The organism is Nonomuraea coxensis DSM 45129 (assembly GCF_019397265.1).
GTDB classification, from domain to species: Bacteria; Actinomycetota; Actinomycetes; order Streptosporangiales; family Streptosporangiaceae; genus Nonomuraea; species Nonomuraea coxensis.
The window spans coordinates 221,111-237,824 of the sequence record NZ_CP068985.1 but is presented as its reverse complement, the minus strand read 5'-3'; the positions used below and the strand labels follow the sequence as shown (position 1 = coordinate 237,824).

At 73.1% G+C, this 16,714-nt stretch carries 16 protein-coding genes; 4 read left to right on the top strand and 12 right to left on the bottom strand.

The genetic code is table 11. From position 1 onward, the window contains the following. Positions 1-13: 13 nt before the first annotated feature. The 4 genes from Nocox_RS01165 to Nocox_RS01150 all read right to left on the bottom strand — a co-directional run bounded on the left by Nocox_RS01165 (position 14) and on the right by Nocox_RS01150 (position 4,965). Positions 14-388 carry a DUF742 domain-containing protein gene (locus Nocox_RS01165; protein WP_020542466.1) on the bottom strand — a complete coding sequence of 125 codons (375 nt, stop codon included), beginning with the start codon at positions 386-388 and terminating at the stop codon, positions 14-16. Beyond that, a complete protein-coding gene (locus tag Nocox_RS01160) occupies positions 385-2,925 on the bottom strand; it encodes a sensor histidine kinase (protein WP_020542465.1) in 2,541 nt (846 codons plus the stop codon). Before Nocox_RS01160 ends, Nocox_RS01165 begins: the two co-directional genes overlap by 4 nt. Positions 2,926-2,981: 56 nt before the next feature. After that, the gene (locus tag Nocox_RS01155) at positions 2,982-3,674 is read right to left on the bottom strand and encodes a DUF998 domain-containing protein (protein ID WP_020542464.1); all 693 of its coding nucleotides are present in this window, start codon (positions 3,672-3,674) and stop codon (positions 2,982-2,984) included. 157 nt (positions 3,675-3,831) lie between these two features. Then, a complete protein-coding gene (locus Nocox_RS01150) occupies positions 3,832-4,965 on the bottom strand; it encodes a S1 family peptidase (protein ID WP_084685513.1) in 1,134 nt (377 codons plus the stop codon). A gap of 297 nt (positions 4,966-5,262) precedes the next feature. On the opposite strand from Nocox_RS01150, the gene Nocox_RS01145 reads away from it, so the two are divergent. Further along, the gene (locus Nocox_RS01145; RefSeq protein WP_020542462.1) at positions 5,263-5,481 is read left to right on the top strand and encodes a hypothetical protein; all 219 of its coding nucleotides are present in this window, start codon (positions 5,263-5,265) and stop codon (positions 5,479-5,481) included. On the opposite strand, the gene Nocox_RS01140 is transcribed toward Nocox_RS01145, so the two are convergent. After that, positions 5,475-6,626, bottom strand: a complete 1,152-nt coding sequence (locus Nocox_RS01140; RefSeq protein ID WP_020542461.1) for an MFS transporter — start codon at positions 6,624-6,626, stop codon at positions 5,475-5,477. The genes Nocox_RS01145 and Nocox_RS01140 overlap by 7 nt on opposite strands. A 149-nt stretch (positions 6,627-6,775) precedes the next feature. Between Nocox_RS01140 and Nocox_RS01135 the strand changes: the two genes are divergently transcribed. Next, positions 6,776-8,053, top strand: coding sequence for a TIGR04013 family B12-binding domain/radical SAM domain-containing protein (locus Nocox_RS01135; protein ID WP_211212585.1), 1,278 nt, complete (start codon positions 6,776-6,778; stop codon positions 8,051-8,053). Positions 8,054-8,074: 21 nt separating this feature from the next. Here the strand turns inward: Nocox_RS01135 and Nocox_RS01130 are convergent, their stop codons facing one another. Continuing rightward, positions 8,075-8,335, bottom strand: a complete 261-nt coding sequence (locus tag Nocox_RS01130; RefSeq protein ID WP_157382957.1) for a hypothetical protein — start codon at positions 8,333-8,335, stop codon at positions 8,075-8,077. Between the two features lie 185 nt (positions 8,336-8,520). On the opposite strand from Nocox_RS01130, the gene Nocox_RS01125 reads away from it, so the two are divergent. Next, the gene (locus Nocox_RS01125) at positions 8,521-8,709 is read left to right on the top strand and encodes a hypothetical protein (protein WP_020542458.1); all 189 of its coding nucleotides are present in this window, start codon (positions 8,521-8,523) and stop codon (positions 8,707-8,709) included. A gap of 100 nt (positions 8,710-8,809) precedes the next feature. Beyond that, a complete protein-coding gene (locus Nocox_RS01120) occupies positions 8,810-10,225 on the top strand; it encodes a xylulokinase (protein ID WP_020542457.1) in 1,416 nt (471 codons plus the stop codon). Between the two features lie 28 nt (positions 10,226-10,253). Here the strand turns inward: Nocox_RS01120 and Nocox_RS01115 are convergent, their stop codons facing one another. From Nocox_RS01115 to Nocox_RS01090, 6 genes are all read right to left on the bottom strand, one after another. Further along, positions 10,254-11,429, bottom strand: a complete 1,176-nt coding sequence (locus tag Nocox_RS01115; RefSeq protein ID WP_157382956.1) for a hypothetical protein — start codon at positions 11,427-11,429, stop codon at positions 10,254-10,256. Further along, positions 11,426-11,938, bottom strand: a complete 513-nt coding sequence (locus Nocox_RS01110; RefSeq protein WP_020542455.1) for a SigE family RNA polymerase sigma factor — start codon at positions 11,936-11,938, stop codon at positions 11,426-11,428. The genes Nocox_RS01115 and Nocox_RS01110 overlap by 4 nt, the downstream gene beginning before the upstream one ends. A 61-nt stretch (positions 11,939-11,999) precedes the next feature. Continuing rightward, the gene (locus tag Nocox_RS01105; protein ID WP_020542454.1) at positions 12,000-13,007 is read right to left on the bottom strand and encodes a phosphotransferase; all 1,008 of its coding nucleotides are present in this window, start codon (positions 13,005-13,007) and stop codon (positions 12,000-12,002) included. Further along, positions 12,974-14,815, bottom strand: a complete 1,842-nt coding sequence (locus tag Nocox_RS01100; RefSeq protein WP_020542453.1) for an IucA/IucC family protein — start codon at positions 14,813-14,815, stop codon at positions 12,974-12,976. Before Nocox_RS01100 ends, Nocox_RS01105 begins: the two co-directional genes overlap by 34 nt. Continuing rightward, a complete protein-coding gene (locus Nocox_RS01095) occupies positions 14,812-15,411 on the bottom strand; it encodes a GNAT family N-acetyltransferase (RefSeq protein ID WP_020542452.1) in 600 nt (199 codons plus the stop codon). Before Nocox_RS01095 ends, Nocox_RS01100 begins: the two co-directional genes overlap by 4 nt. Next, positions 15,408-16,706 carry a lysine N(6)-hydroxylase/L-ornithine N(5)-oxygenase family protein gene (locus tag Nocox_RS01090; RefSeq protein WP_020542451.1) on the bottom strand — a complete coding sequence of 433 codons (1,299 nt, stop codon included), beginning with the start codon at positions 16,704-16,706 and terminating at the stop codon, positions 15,408-15,410. The genes Nocox_RS01095 and Nocox_RS01090 overlap by 4 nt, the downstream gene beginning before the upstream one ends. Positions 16,707-16,714: the final 8 nt, after the last annotated feature.

Below are 16,714 nucleotides of genomic sequence, written 5' to 3'. Positions count from 1 at the left end.
CGGCCGAGGGGCGCTACAGCGCCCTCAGGCCGTTGATCACCTCGCGGAGCAGGCTCTCCGTGGGGGAGTTCGCGCGGTCGCGGTGCGGGCGCACCGCCACCAGGCCGTACTCCAGCAGGTCGCCCAGCAGCACCCTGATCACGCCGACCGGCAGGCCCACCTCCGAGGCCAGCTCGGCCACCGGTCTGGACGTGCCCGACAGGCAGGCGATCACGCGGCGGTGCTGAGCGCTCAGCTCGGCGCCGGACGGGGCGGGCAACCCCGTCGAGACGACGTTCGCCAGCAGGTCGAGCGCCGAGGACGCGGGTCTCGTGCGTCCACGCGCGACCGCGTAGGGCCGCACGACCGGCCCCGCCTCCTCGTCGACCCACTCGTGCTCGCGGCTCACGGTTGAGATCCCCCATCCTGGTCGCTGTCCTGCCGGCCGCGCTGCCAGCCGGACTGGAGCGAGGAGAGCAGCGCCCGTGCCTCCTCGGGCGAGCGCTCCGCCGCGGGCGCCGGCTCCGGCGGCGGGGCCTCCTTGAGGCGCGGCGGCAGGCCGTTCTGGCGCTGCCTGCGCGGCAGGACCGCCGACGGGCGTCCGTCGCCGGCGCTCTGCGGCGGGCCCGCCTGCTCGACGGGCTGCGGCCCGCTGGTCCGCGCCCGGCGCGGCAGGACCGCCGGCGTGTCACCGTTCCGCGCCGAGGGGTCCCCGGAACCCTCACCGCCCCCGAACGGTGAGCCCGCGGAACCGTCACCGCCTCGGAACAGGGAGACCTCGGGGGCCTCGCCGCTCCCGAAGGGCGTGGGCGCGGGCGTGTCGCCGCCGGAGGGCGTGGGTGGGGCGGGCTCCAGGGGCGGCCGGGGGCCGAGGTCGTCGTCCATGGGCTGGGTGGGCTGTGGCAGGGCGGGGCTGCGTCTGCTGGTGTGCACGCGCCGCGGCAGGCCCCCGTTCGCGGCGCTCCCGTTGCTCCCGTTGACCGCGTTACCCTTGCCGGTGCCGTTGGCCGCGGGGCCGTCCGTACGCACGACCGACACGGCCACCGGCTCGAACTGCGGCGCCTGCGGCGGCGTCACCAGCGGCTCGACGAGCGACCCTGGAACGAGCACGATGGCGGTGGTGCCGCCGTACGGCGACGGCTTCAGCGTCACCTTGATGCCGTGCCTGGCCGCCAGCATGCCGACGACCGCGAACCCCAGCCGTTCGGTCTGCGCCGCGTCGAACTCCGGCGGCCTGGCCAGCCGGCAGTTGATGGCCTGCCGGGTGGCCTCGTCCATGCCGAGCCCGCGGTCCTCGATCTCGACGGCGAAGCCCCTGCCGACCATCTCGCCGCGGACCGAGACCTCGTTGCTGGGCGAGGAGAAGGCGGCGGCGTTCTCGATCAGCTCGGCGAACAGGTGCATGAGGTCGGCGACGGCGGCTCCGGAGACGCCGGCCTCGGGCATCGGGTAGACCCGGACCCGGGTGTACTCCTCGACCTGGGCGGCGGCGCCGCTCAGGACGTCCTCCATCGGGATGACGCCGCGCCATCTGCGGCCGGCCGAGCCGCCGGACAGCAGCACCAGGCCCTCGGCGTGGCGGCGCATGCGGGTGGTCAGGTGGTCGAGCTTGAACAGCCGCTCCAGCGCCTCGGGCTCCTCGGTCTGGCGCTGCATCTCGTCGAGCAGCCTGAGCTGGCGCTGCAGCAGCGACTGGCTGCGCCTGGCCAGGTTGCGCAGCGCCTCCGACAGGCCCTCGCGGAGGTGGGCCTGCTCGACGGCGGCGTCCACGGCCGTGCGCTGCACGCTGTCGAAGGCCGCCGCGAGGTCGGCGACCTCGCTGGTGGCGTTCCTGCTGACCCTGATGGGCGGGGCCTCGGCCTCGATGTCGACGCGCTCGCCCTTGCGCAGCTTGGCGACGACGTCGGGGAGCCTGATCTCGGCCAGGTCCAGCGCGGTACGGCGCAGCGCCGCGAGCTCGCGGGTGATGCGGCGGCCGAACCGTACGGAGATGAAGATGGAGAAGATGACCGCGACGAGGCCGAGCGCGCCCGCGACGGCGGCCTGGACGATGATGGCGACGCCGGCCGGCTCCATCCGCTTCAGCAGCCGGTCGCCGGTGCGCCAGACGGCCTCCTGGTATTCGGCCTGCACCTGGTCGGCGACGCCGCGCCAGAGCTCGACGTCCAGCGGCTGGCCGCCGATGGTGCTCTCCACCAGGTTCTCCATGGTGACGTACCTGGGGGAGTAGTAGATCCGCTCGAAGGGGGCGCGCAGCTCGGTGTCGAGGTTGGCGAGGGCCTTCGGGAACAGGTACGTCCTGGAGCCGTCGATGCCGGACAGCATGTGGAGGTCGTGCATGGTGGCCCGGCCGTTCGAGGCGATGATCAGCGCGTGCTCGCGGCTGAGCAGCTCACGGACCTCGTCGGCGGCGATCACGCCCTGGGCCTGGAGCGAGAGCTCGACGTCGGTGCTCATGTTGAGGCGCGAGTACAGCAGGTGGATCTCGTCGGAGATCTTGGCGAACTCGGTGACCAGGCTGCCCGGGGTGAGCCGGCGCTCGTCCACCTTGCGGCGGATGTCCGGGATGCGGTCGATGGCCGAGAAGACCGTCTGGAGCTGGTTCTTCATGTCCGGCGTCAGCGCCGCCTGGACGTCCTCGGCGGCCGCGTTCTGGGCCAGGCGCTTCCTGCTCGCGTCCACCTTGGCGCGGGACTCGGCCAGGGCGTCGGGATCGGTGATGTTGTTCCCGAGGCGCTCGGCGGAGGCCAGGCGCTCCTTCTGCAGGTTGCCGATCAGGCCGTCGGCGTTGTTGATGACCCCGGTCCAGATCGTCTCGACCTTGAGCAGGTTGAGCGCCGCTCCCGATGTGGTGCTCGCGGCGAAGCCCCACAGCGCGACCAGGGAGACCAACGGGATGACGAGCAGCGTCGAGATCTTGAATCGGATGGATCTGCCCGATGCCATGACACCTGCTCCCGGATAGAAGATCGCGGGAGAGAATAGCATCGAAACACATGGTTTTAAGATCGACTAGCGATAAATCTGTGATATGTCGGGAAATCTGCGGCTTCGGGGCCCCTGGGGGTGCCGCTTGCGACCCGCCCGAAACGCAGCCGGGCCAGCCAGAACGCCAGCACGCCCAGCAACGTCACCTCCGCCCCCAGCAGCAGCCGCTCCACGAGCCCGATCATGACCCGCTCCCCAGGCAGGGCCACGTACGTGATCGCCAGCAGCCCGAACCCCCCGGCCAGCGTCACCCACTCGACGACCCGCGCCACGGGCTTCCACGCGGCGTCCGCGTTGAACCGGGGCACCAGGAGCGCCCCGGCGGCCGGCAGGCTCACGAAGGCCGCGACGGACACGTACCGGTGGATCTGCGCCGCCAGGTCGAGGTCCTGCCCGATCGGCGTCGTCGGGATGACCGCCGCCACCACCAGCGCCCCTGACCACAGCAGCAGCAGGCGCTCCGGCATCCCCCGCACCGGAGCGCCCGCCGACCGCAGCCCCGCCAGCAGGGCCAGCGACCCGAGCCCGAGCGCCGCCATCGCGACCTCCGTGACGCCCCCGCGGTCGGCGACGGCGTACTCGCTGACGGTCACGTTCATGGGGTCGAGGTAGGGGTCCGGGCCGAACTGACCGGCCACCACCGCGATCACCGCGAACACGATCGCGCCACAGGCGGCGGCCGGGAGGAGCTTCTTCGCTGCGGTCATGACACCACCATCCCGCCGGCGCCCCGGCCCCGGCATCCGGCGCCACCCCCGAGCCGCCCCTGACCCGACCCTGATCCCCTCAGGGTCGGGGCACGCGGAAAGACCGCGCAGCGCGCCCGGGTCTGGTGGGCGCGCTGCGCGGCGTGCGGGGGAAGGATCAGCCGGTACGGAGCGTGAGCCCGTACGCGCTCAGTGCCTCGTTGACCGGCTGGTGGTACGTGGTGCCGCCGATCGAGCAGTTGCCCGAGCCGCCCGAGGTCATGCCCTGGGCCTGGTTGCCCGAGATGAACGAGCCGCCGGAGTCGCCGGGCTCGGCGCAGGCGCTGGTCCTGGTCAGGCCGGAGACCGTGCCCTGCGCGTACCTGACGGAGGCGTTGTGCTGCTGGATGGTGCCGCAGCGCCAGCCGGTGGTGGAGCCGGAGCGGCAGATGGACGCGCCCACGGACGCCTGCGTGGACCCGCGTACGGTCACCAGCGCGCCGCCGGAGCCGCGCACGTACGGCGTGGCGGTGTTGCCGCTGTCCGCGGCGACCCAGGCGTAGTCGTTGCCGGGGAAGGACGAGCCCTGGAAGGTGCCGGACGGGTTCGAGGTCCGGTTGCCGGCCCGGCCGCAGTGCCCGGCCGTGGTGAAGCCCTGGACGCTGCCCCGGGTGACGGGGAAACCGACGCTGCACCGGCTGGAGCCGATGTAGTACGCCGAGCCGCCGATGATGTTGATGTAGAGCTTCGGCTGCTCGGCCGTCGCCGCCACGCTCACCGCGCCGCGGTCCACGCCGGCGGCGGCGACCAGCGCCTCGGCGGCCTCGACCGTGGGGGCCTGGACGGAGACGGTGTTGGTGGTGACGTCGACGTACCAGAGGGTGGCGCTGCCCTGGGCCTTGCGGGGGGCCTGGTCCAGCTTCTGCTTGACGGCGTCGAGGTCGGCGAGGGAGCGCTGGACGACGACGGGCTGCGCGCCGCGCGCCGAGATGGCCGGAGCGGCGGCGGCGTCCGTGGTGGCGACGTTGAGCTTGGTGGCGTCGGCGTTGAGCCAGGCGCCGCCGTACGAGCCGCCGAGCTGGCTGCTCAGCGCGCTCTCCGTGGCGGCGGCGCGTTCCTCGTTGGCGAGCCGGGTGACGACCTGCGCCTCGGAGAGGCCGAGGTCGCGCTCCATGGCGTCGATCACGGCCGGGGGGACGGACGGGGAGGCGGATTGAGGCGCGGGTTCTGCTGCTGCGGCTGGGCTCAGGGGGGTGGCCAGGCTGACGGCGAGGATGATGCCGCCGGCCAGCGCACAGCGTTTACTCAACATGTGCACTCCTCGGAGTGGGGGTGCTGTCAAGTTAACGGCTGGTAGGGCGGCTGTTCAGATACCAAATGCGTCCCTATTTCGGTGTTATGGCGGCTTTTTGGGCCTGGTCCAAAAACGGACATCTTCCGCCTTAAAGGCGAATGCCGAGGTAGGGCGGTAAGGTCCCGGTGCTGGAGGTGTTGTCGGTGCGCAGCGGCGCTCCTGGTCGGCGTCCTTTCCGGATCACGGCTGTCCCCGCTCGCCTCGCTGCTGCCCGGCCTCGCCCTGACCGGGCTCGCGGTCGCGGCCGTCCTCGACGTGACCTGGTCGCGGATCCCCGGCGCGTACCTGCCGGGCTACGAGCGGCTGACGGGCTTCGGCGCGCCGGTCGCCGGGTGCGTGCTGCTGGCCGCCTCAGTCTTTCCCTCGCGGTGGCGGGCCCGGCCGCCCGCGCCGGAGGCGCCTCCTCCCCCGCAGCCGGAGGAGGAGGCACCCGCGCCGCCGCCGCTGCCCAAGCGGATCCCGTCCCGCTACTGAGGGACGGCCCGCGCCCGGCGGCCGGACAACACGGCGACCACCAGGTACGGCAGCGCGAACAACGCGAACGCGGCCCCGTTCGACAGCCGCCCGGAGACCGCGCCGTACCCGGCGTAGACGGCGAGCGTGATCACGTTGACGCCGAGCCCGGCCACGGACGTGACGGTGGCCCTGGCCGCCCCGCCGATCCGCTCCTGCAGCCGGGCGTCGGCCACGATCCCGGCGAGCTGGAACGCCCCGAACGCCCCCGCGATCAGCACGAACCCGGCCGGATGCCCGCTGAGCGCCCCGGCCGCGAGCGCGACGGCCGCCACCGCGACGGTGAGCCCGTAGGCCCGGTCGGGCAGCCGCGCCGCGGCCCCGGCCAGCAGCCCGCCGGCCGTGGCCCCGATCCAGACGACGAGCACCAGCAGGGGCACGGCGCTCTCCGCGACGCCGGTCTCGACGCCGAGGAACGGGACGTACTCCTCCAGCGCGCCCCAGATCGCCGTGACGACGGCGACCAGCAGCAGCGCCCGGAACACGGCGCGATCGGCGCGCGCCACGGCGAGCCCGGACCGCAGCACCGCGACATAGCCCCCGTCGCCGGCCGCGCGCGGGGCGCGGTGCTCGGGCAGCGTCAGGGCCGTGACGGCGCAGAGGACGCAGGCCGCCACGCTGGCCACGCCGACGACGGCGTAGCCGCCGGCCGCGAAGGCGGGCACCGCCAGCCCGATGGCGAGGGCGTTGGCGACGAGCCCGGCGGCCTCCGCCCGGCCCATGACGGCGGCGTAGCGCCCTTCCTGGCCCCGCCGTTCGAGCTCCTCGTACGCCAGGGCCTCGAACGAGCCGGACACGAGGGCGCCCTGCGCCCCCCACAGCACGAACCCGGCGGCGAAGGCCCAGAAGGACGGGACCGAGACCCACAGGGCGTAACCGGCCCCGGCCAGCAGCGGCCCGAGGAACAGCAGCAGCCGCCTGGACACGGCGTCGGCCCAGGCCCCTGACGGGACCTCCAGCACCATGCCGGTCACCGACCAGATGACGAACAGCACGGAACTCTCGGCGACCGACAACCCGGCGTCGGCGAACAGCAGCGTATAGACCGGGTAGAGCAGGATGAATTCGCCTAAGAAGGCATAGGCGTACAGCTTGGTGACGAGCATGAGGCCCTCCAGCAGGACGAACAGGATCTCCGGGAGCTCGTCGCCCCGGAGGTCCGCGCGCCCCGCGCGGGCCTGCGGCCGTCAGTCATCAATGTCGCTGGGTCATGACCGTGAGTCTAGCCACCCGGCGGCCGGTGTACGCTCCGGACGTGGCCAGGGCAGTGACGGTGGTGGTGCGCTATCGCAAGGCGGTGACGTACGGCGTGCACGCGCTGCTCGCCGCGCTGGAGACCGCGCAGGTCGAGCACGAGCTGCGCCTCGGCACCACCCCCGAGGAGACCGCCGGGCACATCAGGGCCGCCGAGGGCGACCGCGTCCTCACGCTCTGGTCGTTCTACTCGCCCGACGCCGAGGCCATGGCCGCCGAGCTCGCCGTGGTCAGGGAGCTGAGCGGCGGGCGCGGCCTGCACATCGCGGGCGGCGTGCACGCCACGGCCGAGCCGCAGCAGGTCATCGACGCCGGCTGGGACCTCGCGGGCATCGGCGAGGGCGAGTCCACGATCATCGCGCTGGTCCGGGCGCTGCGCGAGGACACGCCGCTCACCTCCGTGCCCGGCCTCGCCGTCAGGGACGCCGACGGCGTCGCGCTCCGCACCCGGCCCGCGCCGCAGCTCCCGCTGGACGCGTTCCCGTCCTTCGTCGGCAGGAACGGGCCCATCGAGATCACCCGGGGCTGCCGTTACACCTGCCGTTTCTGCCAGACGCCGTTCATGTTCGGCGGGCAGTTCCGGCACCGGTCGGTGGCGAGCGTGCGTGAGCACGTCCGGGGCATGGTGGAGCGCGGGCTGAAGGACATCCGCTTCATCACGCCCACCTCGCTGTCGTACGGCTCCCCCGGCCCCGATCCCGACCTCGGCGCCGTGGAGGAGCTGCTGGCGGGGGTGAAGGAGGAGCTGCCGCCGCACGGCCGGGTCTTCTTCGGCAGCTTCCCGTCGGAGGTGCGGCCCGAGCACGTGACGCCGGAGGCGATGCACCTGCTCAAGCGGTACGTCGCCAACGACAACCTGATCATCGGCGCCCAGTCGGGCTCGGACAAGGTGCTGGCGGCGTCCGGGCGCGGCCACGACACCTCGCCGGTGCGCGACGCGGTCCGCATCGCGGTCGAGCACGGCTTCCGGCCCAACGTCGACTTCATCTTCGGCATGCCCGGCGAGGACGAGGCCGACCAGGCCGCCTCGCTCCGGCTCGCCGCCGACCTGGCCGAGCTGGGCGCGCGCATCCACACGCACACGTTCATGCCGCTGCCCGGCACGCCGTGGCGGGACGCCGAGCCGGCCTTCATCCCGCTGACGACGATGCGCGAGCTCGACCGGCTGGCGCAGCGCGGCGACGCCTACGGCCACTGGCGCAAGCAGGCCGAGCACTCCGCGCGGCTGGCCGAGACCGCCAAGAACTACCCGCGCCGCGCCCGGCGCCGGCGCGCCTGACCGGGCTCGGCTCTCGGCGGGTCAGGCGGGGCGGCCCGGGCCGTCGTCCTCGTCGTCGTCGTCGAAGGCGGCCTGGAGCGCCCGCTCCAACGCGTCGCTGACCGGCCGCAGCACCTGCGAGAACGCGTTGACGAGCGGACCGAGGATCTCGGACACCTCGGACATGAGGTCGGGACTCTTGGTCTCGGGAGGCGCCCAGCGCATGGCGTCGGCGCTCAGCGTCTCCCATTCGTCGACGACACCGTCGATGGCGTCGAGCACATGATCAGGATCGCTTGGCATGACCGCTCCCGGCGGCGGAAAAACAGGTCCATATCACCGTAACCCAGCCGGGAACGCGGCGGCCGCTCAGGCCGATGGGAGTGTGGCGATGACGACCCGATGGCGGGACACACGGCGGGAGTAACGCGCGAAGTGTCGGGGGGAAGCCGTAGCGTTCTCCCCGGTACCCGAGCGAGGAGAGGCCGATGCACGACACCGAAGAGGCGCTGTTCCGGGCGGTTCACGGCATCGCGGGGCGGTTCGCCGGCCAGCCCGTGCCCGTGGTCATGGAGGCGCTGCTGCGCGGCCTGCCCAAGGCCCCCGGCCTCGAGGTGACGGAGATCCGCAAGATCGCCGAGGAGATCAGCGTCGGGCGTGACCCCTCGGGCTGGTGAAGGTCTGATCACGAGGCGGCAACGGGCACAGAACGGCACGGCGGGCTACCATTTCTCCCGTCTGACCCAGCTTGCGCTGGAACACGTGAGGAGTCCGTGAATGACGCTGGTCGCCGGGGTCGATTCTTCGACGCAGAGTTGCAAGGTCGTCATTCGTGACGCGGAGACGGGTGCGCTGGTCCGCGAGGGCCGGGCCCGGCATCCCGAGGGCACGGAGGTTCATCCGTCACACTGGTGGGCGGCGCTGCTGGAGGCCCTGGAGGGCGCCGGCGGGCTCGACGGGGTCGCGGCCGTCAGCGTGGGCGGGCAGCAGCACGGCATGGTCTGCCTGGACGAGTCCGGAAATGTCGTACGCGAGGCCCTGCTCTGGAACGACACCCGCTCCGCCCAGGCCGCCGCCGACCTCACCACCGAGCTGGGCGGCCCCCAGGCGTGGGCCGACGCCGTCGGGTCGGTGCCGGTGGCGTCGTTCACCGTCACCAAGCTGCGCTGGCTGGCCGAGCACGAGCCCGCCAACGCCCGCCGCACCGCCGCCGTGTGCCTGCCCCACGACTGGCTGACCTGGCGGCTGGCCGGGGCGCTCGCCTCCGGCGTCCCGTTCTCCCGCGCGGGCTGGGCGGACGCGCCGCTCGCGCCCCTCGACGCCCTCGCCACCGACCGGGGCGACGCCTCCGGCACCGGCTACTGGTCGCCGTTCACCGGCTCCTACCGTACCGACCTGCTCAAGGTCGCCTTCGGGGCGACGCCGCTGCTGCCCCGGGTGCTCGGCCCCACCGGCCGCGCCTACGACGGCGACGTCCTGCTCGCCCCCGGCACCGGCGACAACATGGCCGCCGCGCTCGGCGTGGGCGCCCGCCCCGGCGACGTCGTGGTCTCCCTCGGCACCTCGGGCACCGCGTTCGCGGTCGCCGACCGGCCCAGCGCCGACCCGACGGGCGCGGTGGCGGGGTTCGCCGACGCGACGGGCCGCTTCCTGCCGCTGGTGTGCACGCTCAACGCCGCCCGCGTGCTCGACGCCGCCGCCCGCATCGCCGGCGTCGGCCTCGGCGAGCTGAGCGACCTCGCGCTCCAGGCGCCCGCCGGAGCCGGCGGGCTGACCCTCGTCCCCTACCTGGAGGGCGAGCGCACCCCCAACCGCCCCACCGCCACCGGCTCGATCCACGGGCTGACGCTGGCCACCGCCACGCCCGCCCACCTGGCCCGCGCGGCCGTCGAGGGCATGCTGTGCGGTCTCGCCGACGCCCTCGACGCGCTCCGCACCCAGCCCGAACGGGTGCTCATGATCGGCGGCGCCGCCCGTTCGGAAGCCGTACGCCGCATCGCGCCGACCGTCTTCGGCGTGCCCGTCACCGTGCCGCCCCCCGCCGAGTACGTCGCCGACGGCGCCGCCTACCAGGCGGCGACGCTGCTGACCACGCCGGAGTGGCGGGCGGAGGAGACGGCCACCTACGACGGCGAGGCCGTCCCCGAGATCCGCGCCCGCTACGCCCGCGCCACCGAGCACATCCTCGACTGACCGGCCCCGGGAGATCGGCCGCGGGCGCTCATCGGCCCGCGGCCGGGGCGTGGGGCTCGCGCCAGAGCTCCCGGCCGGCGGCGTCGTACCCGACGACCTCGAACCCCTTCCTGAAGATGTCGCCGTCGCGCCCGTGCCTGCCCCCGAACAGCCGCACGCCGATCCCCCACGGGTCCTTCCTGGCCGCCGCGGTCGCCTTCCGCCCGTCGGGGAAGACCAGCTCGACCTCGGCCGTACGCGTGTCCGACACGACGCCGAACCACCGGTGCTCGCGCTCGTGCAGCAGCACCGGGATCCTCCGCCCGCCCAGGTCCCTGAGGAGATCCTCGGCCCGTACGAGGTCGGCGGCCACCGGATCCCCGTCCAGCCGCCAGATCAGCGTCCGGTCCGGGACCTCGGACACGCCGGCGCTCAGCCCGCCGCCCAGCCGCAGCACCGTGCCGACCGGCTCGGCCGTCGCCTCCGGGACCGTCCTCGGCGTGTGCGCCGCCGTGGCCACCGTCATGCCGTGCGCGTCCGTGAACTCGAAGCCCGTCACCCGCGCCGTGGCGGGCAGGGTGACCGTCCAGATGGCCCGGGGCGCGCCGTCCGGACGTCTGATCTGCCCGGGCGTCCGCTCTCCCGTGGCCGAGACGGCGTTCACCCCGGTGACCTGGTCGCCGGCGGTGCCGAAGTACAGCGTCTCCTCGGGCGGCGGCCACGTCTCGGTGGTCCCCTCCAGGGACGCCTTCCCGCCGACCGGGGCGGCGTTGCAGGAGGACCACGACCCGCCCGTCCTGCTCCGGCGCAGCAGGCAGAAGGCCGGCGCGCCGTCGGAGTTCCGGGCGTACCACAGCTCCACCGCCCCGCCGAGGGCCGGATCGTCCACGACCAGCCGGTCGCCCATCGGCGGCCTGTCCTCCGGCGCCGGCTCATGGGGGTACGGAGGCACGGAGACGGTGGACGGCGCCGGCTGGAGGACGCCGGTGGCCACGTCCCCGCCACCGCCGCCCAGCCCCAACGTCCCGGCGGCCACCGGCACCACGACCGCGGCCGCCACCGCGCTCCCCAGGGCCGCCAGCATCGCCACCCGGCCCCGCCGCCTGTCCCGCGACCGCGCCACGACCCGCCCCGGCAGGCCGGCCGGCGACCGCGGCGCGCCGTCGGCCGCGTACCGGAGCGTGCTCCGCACCAGGGTTTCCACCCGCTCGTCCTCGTTCATCATGAAGTGCCCTCCTCGGCCTCGCGACGGTGGTCTGAAAGGGCGGAACGCAGCTTGCCGAGGCCCAGGGAGGCGTGGCTGCGGACCGTCCCGCGCGAGATCCCGAGCACCCGGGCGATCTCCTCGTCCGCCAGGTCCTCGTAGTAGCGCAGGACGAGCACGGCCCGCTGCTTGCGCGACAGCCCCTTGAGCGCCTCCCACAGCCCCTGCTCCGCCTCGGACGGCAGCAGGTCATGGCGTACGCCGCCGGGCCCGTCGGGCAACTCCCCGAACAGGTGCTCCCGCCTGCGCCGCCGCCAGACGCCGATGTGCAGCCTGGCCATGATCGTGCGCGTGTACGCCTCGGGGTCCTGCTTGCGCCGCACGCGGGGCCAGGCCCGATGCAGCCGGATCAGCGCCTCCTGCGTCAGATCGGCCGCGTCGTGGGCGTTGCCGCTGAGCACGTAGCCGTACCGCAGCAAGGCGTCGGCCCGATCCGCCACGAAGCTCTCGAACCTGGAGTCATCCCCCAAGATCCAACCTTTCCTCGTTCCGTCCCCCTCTAGACGGACCGAGCCCCCGAACTGTTGAAGTTCAGCCGGATGCGGACTCCAGGGTGAGCGTGAGGTAGCGCAGCGCCGCGGCGGCGTCCTCACTGTCGCCGTGCGGCCGGCGCAGGTCGGCGACGAAGGCGGCCACGTCGGCGAGCGGCCACCACCGCCGGTAGAGGGCGAGGCCGGCCGGCGTCACGGCGCGCCCGCTGAGGCGGGTGTAGTGGGCGAGCACCTCCTCGTCGCCGCCCGCTCTCCCCCCGCCGGTGGTGAGCATCCACAGGTCCCGCTCCGGCGGGGCGATCTGCACGGTCGCCCAGTCGATCAGCCAGGTTCCTGCCGGTGCGCGCATCACGTTGCCGGGGTGCGGCTCGCCGTGGGTGACCACCCAGTCCGCCGCGCTCGCGCGCACCTCGCCGGCGAGCCGGTCGAAGTCGGCGAGCCAGGCGTGGACCCGCCCCGCGTACGAGGTCAGCGCCTCGCGGGCCGGCTCGGCGCACGGGCCGCCGGTCCAGGGCCGGTCGAGGTCGGCGAGCGCCGCCATGAGGCCGGCCCTGCCGGGCAGCAGCAGGTCGGCGCGCGGGGCGAGGTGGGCGACGGCGGGGGTCGCCCGATGCAGCCGGGCCAGGAGGCCGGTCAGCTCGGCCAGGTCCTCGCGCCGGTGCGGCCCGAACTCCCCCGACGTTCCGTCGATCATCGGGAACACCGACAGGGCGTACCGCGAGGAGAGCCGCCACGACGTCTCGCCGTTCCTGGCCGGGACCGGAGCGAGGACGAAGCCGAGCCCGGCGTCGCGGCGCAGGGTCAACGCGGTCGTCAGCGAACGCCGCAGCCGGCCGAACTCGTCCTCGCGGCCCGCGTGATCGAAGCCGAGGTCGTCCACCTTGACGAACCACACCGCCGCGCGCCGGTCGGTCACCGACCAGTGGTAGCTGCCGAAACCCACCGGAAGGTACTCCAGCGAACTCGCCTCGACGGCCCAGCCGTCGCTGAGCGCCGAGATCAGCTCGTCCTCCGTCAGGCCCGCCGGTCTGTCCCGCACGGGCGGCATCCTGCCATGACCTCAGGGCTGGGCGCGTACCGCGCGATCGGGTTCGCCAGGTCCCCGACGAGCTGGAGCGCCGCCGACGGGTCGGCCAGGTCGACCATCTGCTGGTTGTCGCGCAGTTGCAGCCGGTTGAGGCAGGACAGCGCGAACGTCTCCGCGAACAGGTCGTAGCGCTCGAACCTGGCGGCCAGGTGCGGGACCGACGCCTGGTAGTCGGCGGCGCACTCGGCCACGGTCCGCCAGAAGGTCTCCTCGTCGAGCACGCCGGCGGCGGCCAGGATGTCGCTCAGGAAGCGGAAGAAGCAGTCGAAGACGTCGGTGAAGATCGACAGCAGCTTCATGTGCTCCGGGACGTCCGCGCGGACGCGGTCCACGCCCGGCGGCAGCGGCGCGTCCGGATCCATCACCACGATCTCCTCGGCGATGTCCTTGAAGATCACCCGTTCGACCGTGCCGCCGTCGAGGACCAGGATGACGTTCTCGCCGTGCGGCATGAACGCCAGGTCGTAGGCGTAGAAGCTGTGCAGCAGCGGGGTGAGGTAGGCGTCGAGGTAGCGCCGCAGCCACACCTCGGGGGCCAGGCCCGACCGCTCGACCAGCGCGCCCGCGAAGGACCGGCCCTCGCGGTCGACGTGCAGGAGCGAGGCCATGGTGGCGAGCCGCCGCCCCGGCTCCAGGTCCGGCACCGGGCTCTCCCGCCAGAGCGCCGCGAGCATCTTGCGGTACGGCGAGTACCGGTCGGTGGCGGCCTCGTACTGGCGGTGGCGGTAGCCGACGGCGGCCCGCTCGCGCAGGACCGTCAGCCGGGTCGCCCGCAGGACCTCGTCGCCTGCGACGATCCCGGCCAGCCAGTCGTTGATCGCCGGCGTCGCCTCCATGTACGCCGCCGACAACCCCCGCATGAAGCCCATGTTCAGCACCGACAGCGCGGTCTTCACGTAGTGCCTGGACGGGACGGTGGTGTTGAAGAAGGTGCGGATCGACTGCTGGGCGAGGTACTCGTCGTCGCCGGGGCCCAGGCAGACCAGGCGCCGCTCGGCGATCTCCGCGGCGAACGTCACCGACAGCTTGTTCCACCACTGCCAGGGGTGGACCGGGATGAGCAGGTGGTCGGCCAGGTCGAGTCCCTGCTCGGCCAGGGTGGCGGCGAAGCGGCCGAGCGTCTCCTCACCGAGTTCGTCGCGCATGAGACGGTCGTGGTCGATGTCGGCCGAGCAGGTGAAGGTGGCGTGGTCGCGGTGCGCGGCCAGCCAGATGAGCCGCACCGGGTGCGCGGCCTCGGGCGCGTACGCGTGGTACTCGTGCACGCCGTAGCCGATCCGCCCGTTGCAGGCCACGAAGCACGGGTGGCCCTCGGTCATGCCGGTCTCGATCTCCTGGAAGGACGCCTTGGCCAGCTCGGCGGCGCCGATCGGCGGCTTGGTGAGCTTGTAGGCGGCGCTGGACAGGGTCGAGCCGATCTCCTCCAGGTAGACCGGGAGGATCCGGTCGCTCAGTCCGAGGGCGCCGCGCAGCTCGACGCAGAACGCGATGGCGTCCAGCGGCAGCTCGGTCCGCCCGTCCGGGGACACCCGGTGCCGGGTGATGCTGCCGGCGTCGATCCGCCAGTGGTCGAGCGGCAGGAGGACGGCGGCGAAGCGGTACTCGACCGTGCCGTCGTCGCTGCGGACGGCGTACCGGCCGTCCGGGAGCGGCTCCGGCGTGAGCAGCCGTTCGTGAGCGAACTCCGACAGCGCCTTGCGGACCAGCTGACGGTTGGCGCGGGCCCAGTTCTCGGGCGTCAGGTGGGCGACGGCCTCGCGGGGGTTCACGCGGTCACTCCTCGGTCCTGCCGGGAACGGGAACGGGAACGGGAACGGGAACGGAACCGGTCACGGGTGCAGACGCTCAGCAGCGCCTCCTTCTCCGGCTTGGTGACGGGGCCGACGACCTCGAACCCGACGGCCGCGTTGAGCGCGTGCACCGCCGTGTTGCGGACGTCGGGCTCGACCACGACGCGGCGGCAGGCCGGGTCGCTGAAGAGCAGCTCCATGACGGTGGTGATCACGGCCAGGGTGAAGCCGTGGACCGGGGTGTCCGCCGGCGCGCACAGGAAGTGCATGCCGACGTCGCCCTCCTCGGCGTCGTACAGGCCGGCGAGCTCGACGTGCGCCGGGTCGTAGCGTTCGACCAGGAAGGCGGGCCGGCCGCCGGCCAGTCCGAGGAAGGCGTCGTGGTACGGGTCCGCCTCGATCCTGCGGTACTCGGCGACGACCCGCGCCAGGTCGGCGTCCTGCATCATCCAGAACGCCGCCTTGGGGTGCGTCACCCAGCCGTGCAGCAGCTCGGCGTCGGCGCCGAGATCGAGCGGGCGCACCGTCAGCTCCCCGATCCGCTCGTCCGTACGGGTGAAGATGATCTCACTCATGCGATGACGCCCTCCGGCGCGCCGAACTCCTGGAAGGCGATGGCCTTCTCGATCGGGTAGTACTCGCGGCCGAGCAGCTCCCGGATGATCCACGAGTTGCGGTACGGGCCCATGCCGAGGTCGGGCGAGGTGACGCTGTGCGCCTGGGTGGCGCCGTTCTGGAGGAAGATGCCGCGGCCGGTGACGTCGATGCTGTAGTTCCTGGCGACGTCGAAACGGCCGTGGGCGTCCCAGCGGATGCGGTCGCGTACGGGCTCCAGGAAGGCGGGCACCCGGTACTTGTAGCCGGTCGCCAGGATGAGGCCGTGGGTGCGCAGCGCGAAGTCGCGCTCCTGCTCGACGTGCCGCAGCCCGAGCGTGTACTCGCCCCGGCTCTCGTCGTAGGAGGCGCTGGTCAGCGCGGTGTTGGTGAGCAGCCGGGTGGGGATCGGGCCGCCGGCGGTCTTCTGGTAGAGCAGGTCGAAGATGTCGTTGATCAGGTCGGCGTCGATGCCCTTGAACAGCCCCTTCTGCTCCTCCTCCAGCCGGTAGCGGGTGTCCTCGGGCAGCGCGTGGAAGTAGTCCACGTACTCCGGCGAGGTCATCTCCAGCGTCAGCTTGGTGTACTCCAGGGGGAAGAATCTCGGCGATCTGGTCACCCAGGTGAGCCGGTAGCCGCGGGCGTCGATGTCGCTCAGCAGGTCGTAGTAGATCTCGGCCGCACTCTGCCCGCTGCCGACGACGGTGATGCTCTCCTTGTCCTGCAGCGCGGCCTTCGCGCCGAGATAGTGGGCGTTGTGGATGAGGTCGCCGCCGAGCCCCTGGCAGGCGTCCGGGACGTACGGCGGGGTGCCGGTGCCGAGGACGAGGTGCCTGGCCCGGTGCTCGGTCGTCTCCCCGGTGCCCGGCCTGACCGCGCGGACCGTGTAGAGCCCGTCGGCCTCGTCGTACGCGACGGAGGTCACCTCGTGGCCGAAGCGGACGCCGGGCAGCCGGGCGGCGGCCCAGCGGCAGTACGCGTTGTACTCGCTCCGCAGCTGGTAGAAGATCTCGCGGATGTAGAACGGGTAGAGGCGCCCCGACTCCTTCAGGTAGTTGAGGAAGGAGTAACGCGAGGTGGGGTCGGCCAGGGTGACGAGGTCGGCGATGAACGGCGTCTGCAGGGTGGCGAAGTCGAGCAGCATCCCCGGATGCCAGTCGAAGTCGGGCCTGCTCTCCAGGAACAGTCCGTCGAGCTCCTCGATCGGCTCGGTCAGGCAGGCGAGACCCAGGTTGTACGGGCCGAGGCCGATCGCGATGAAGTCGTGCGTGGGCATACGGTTCC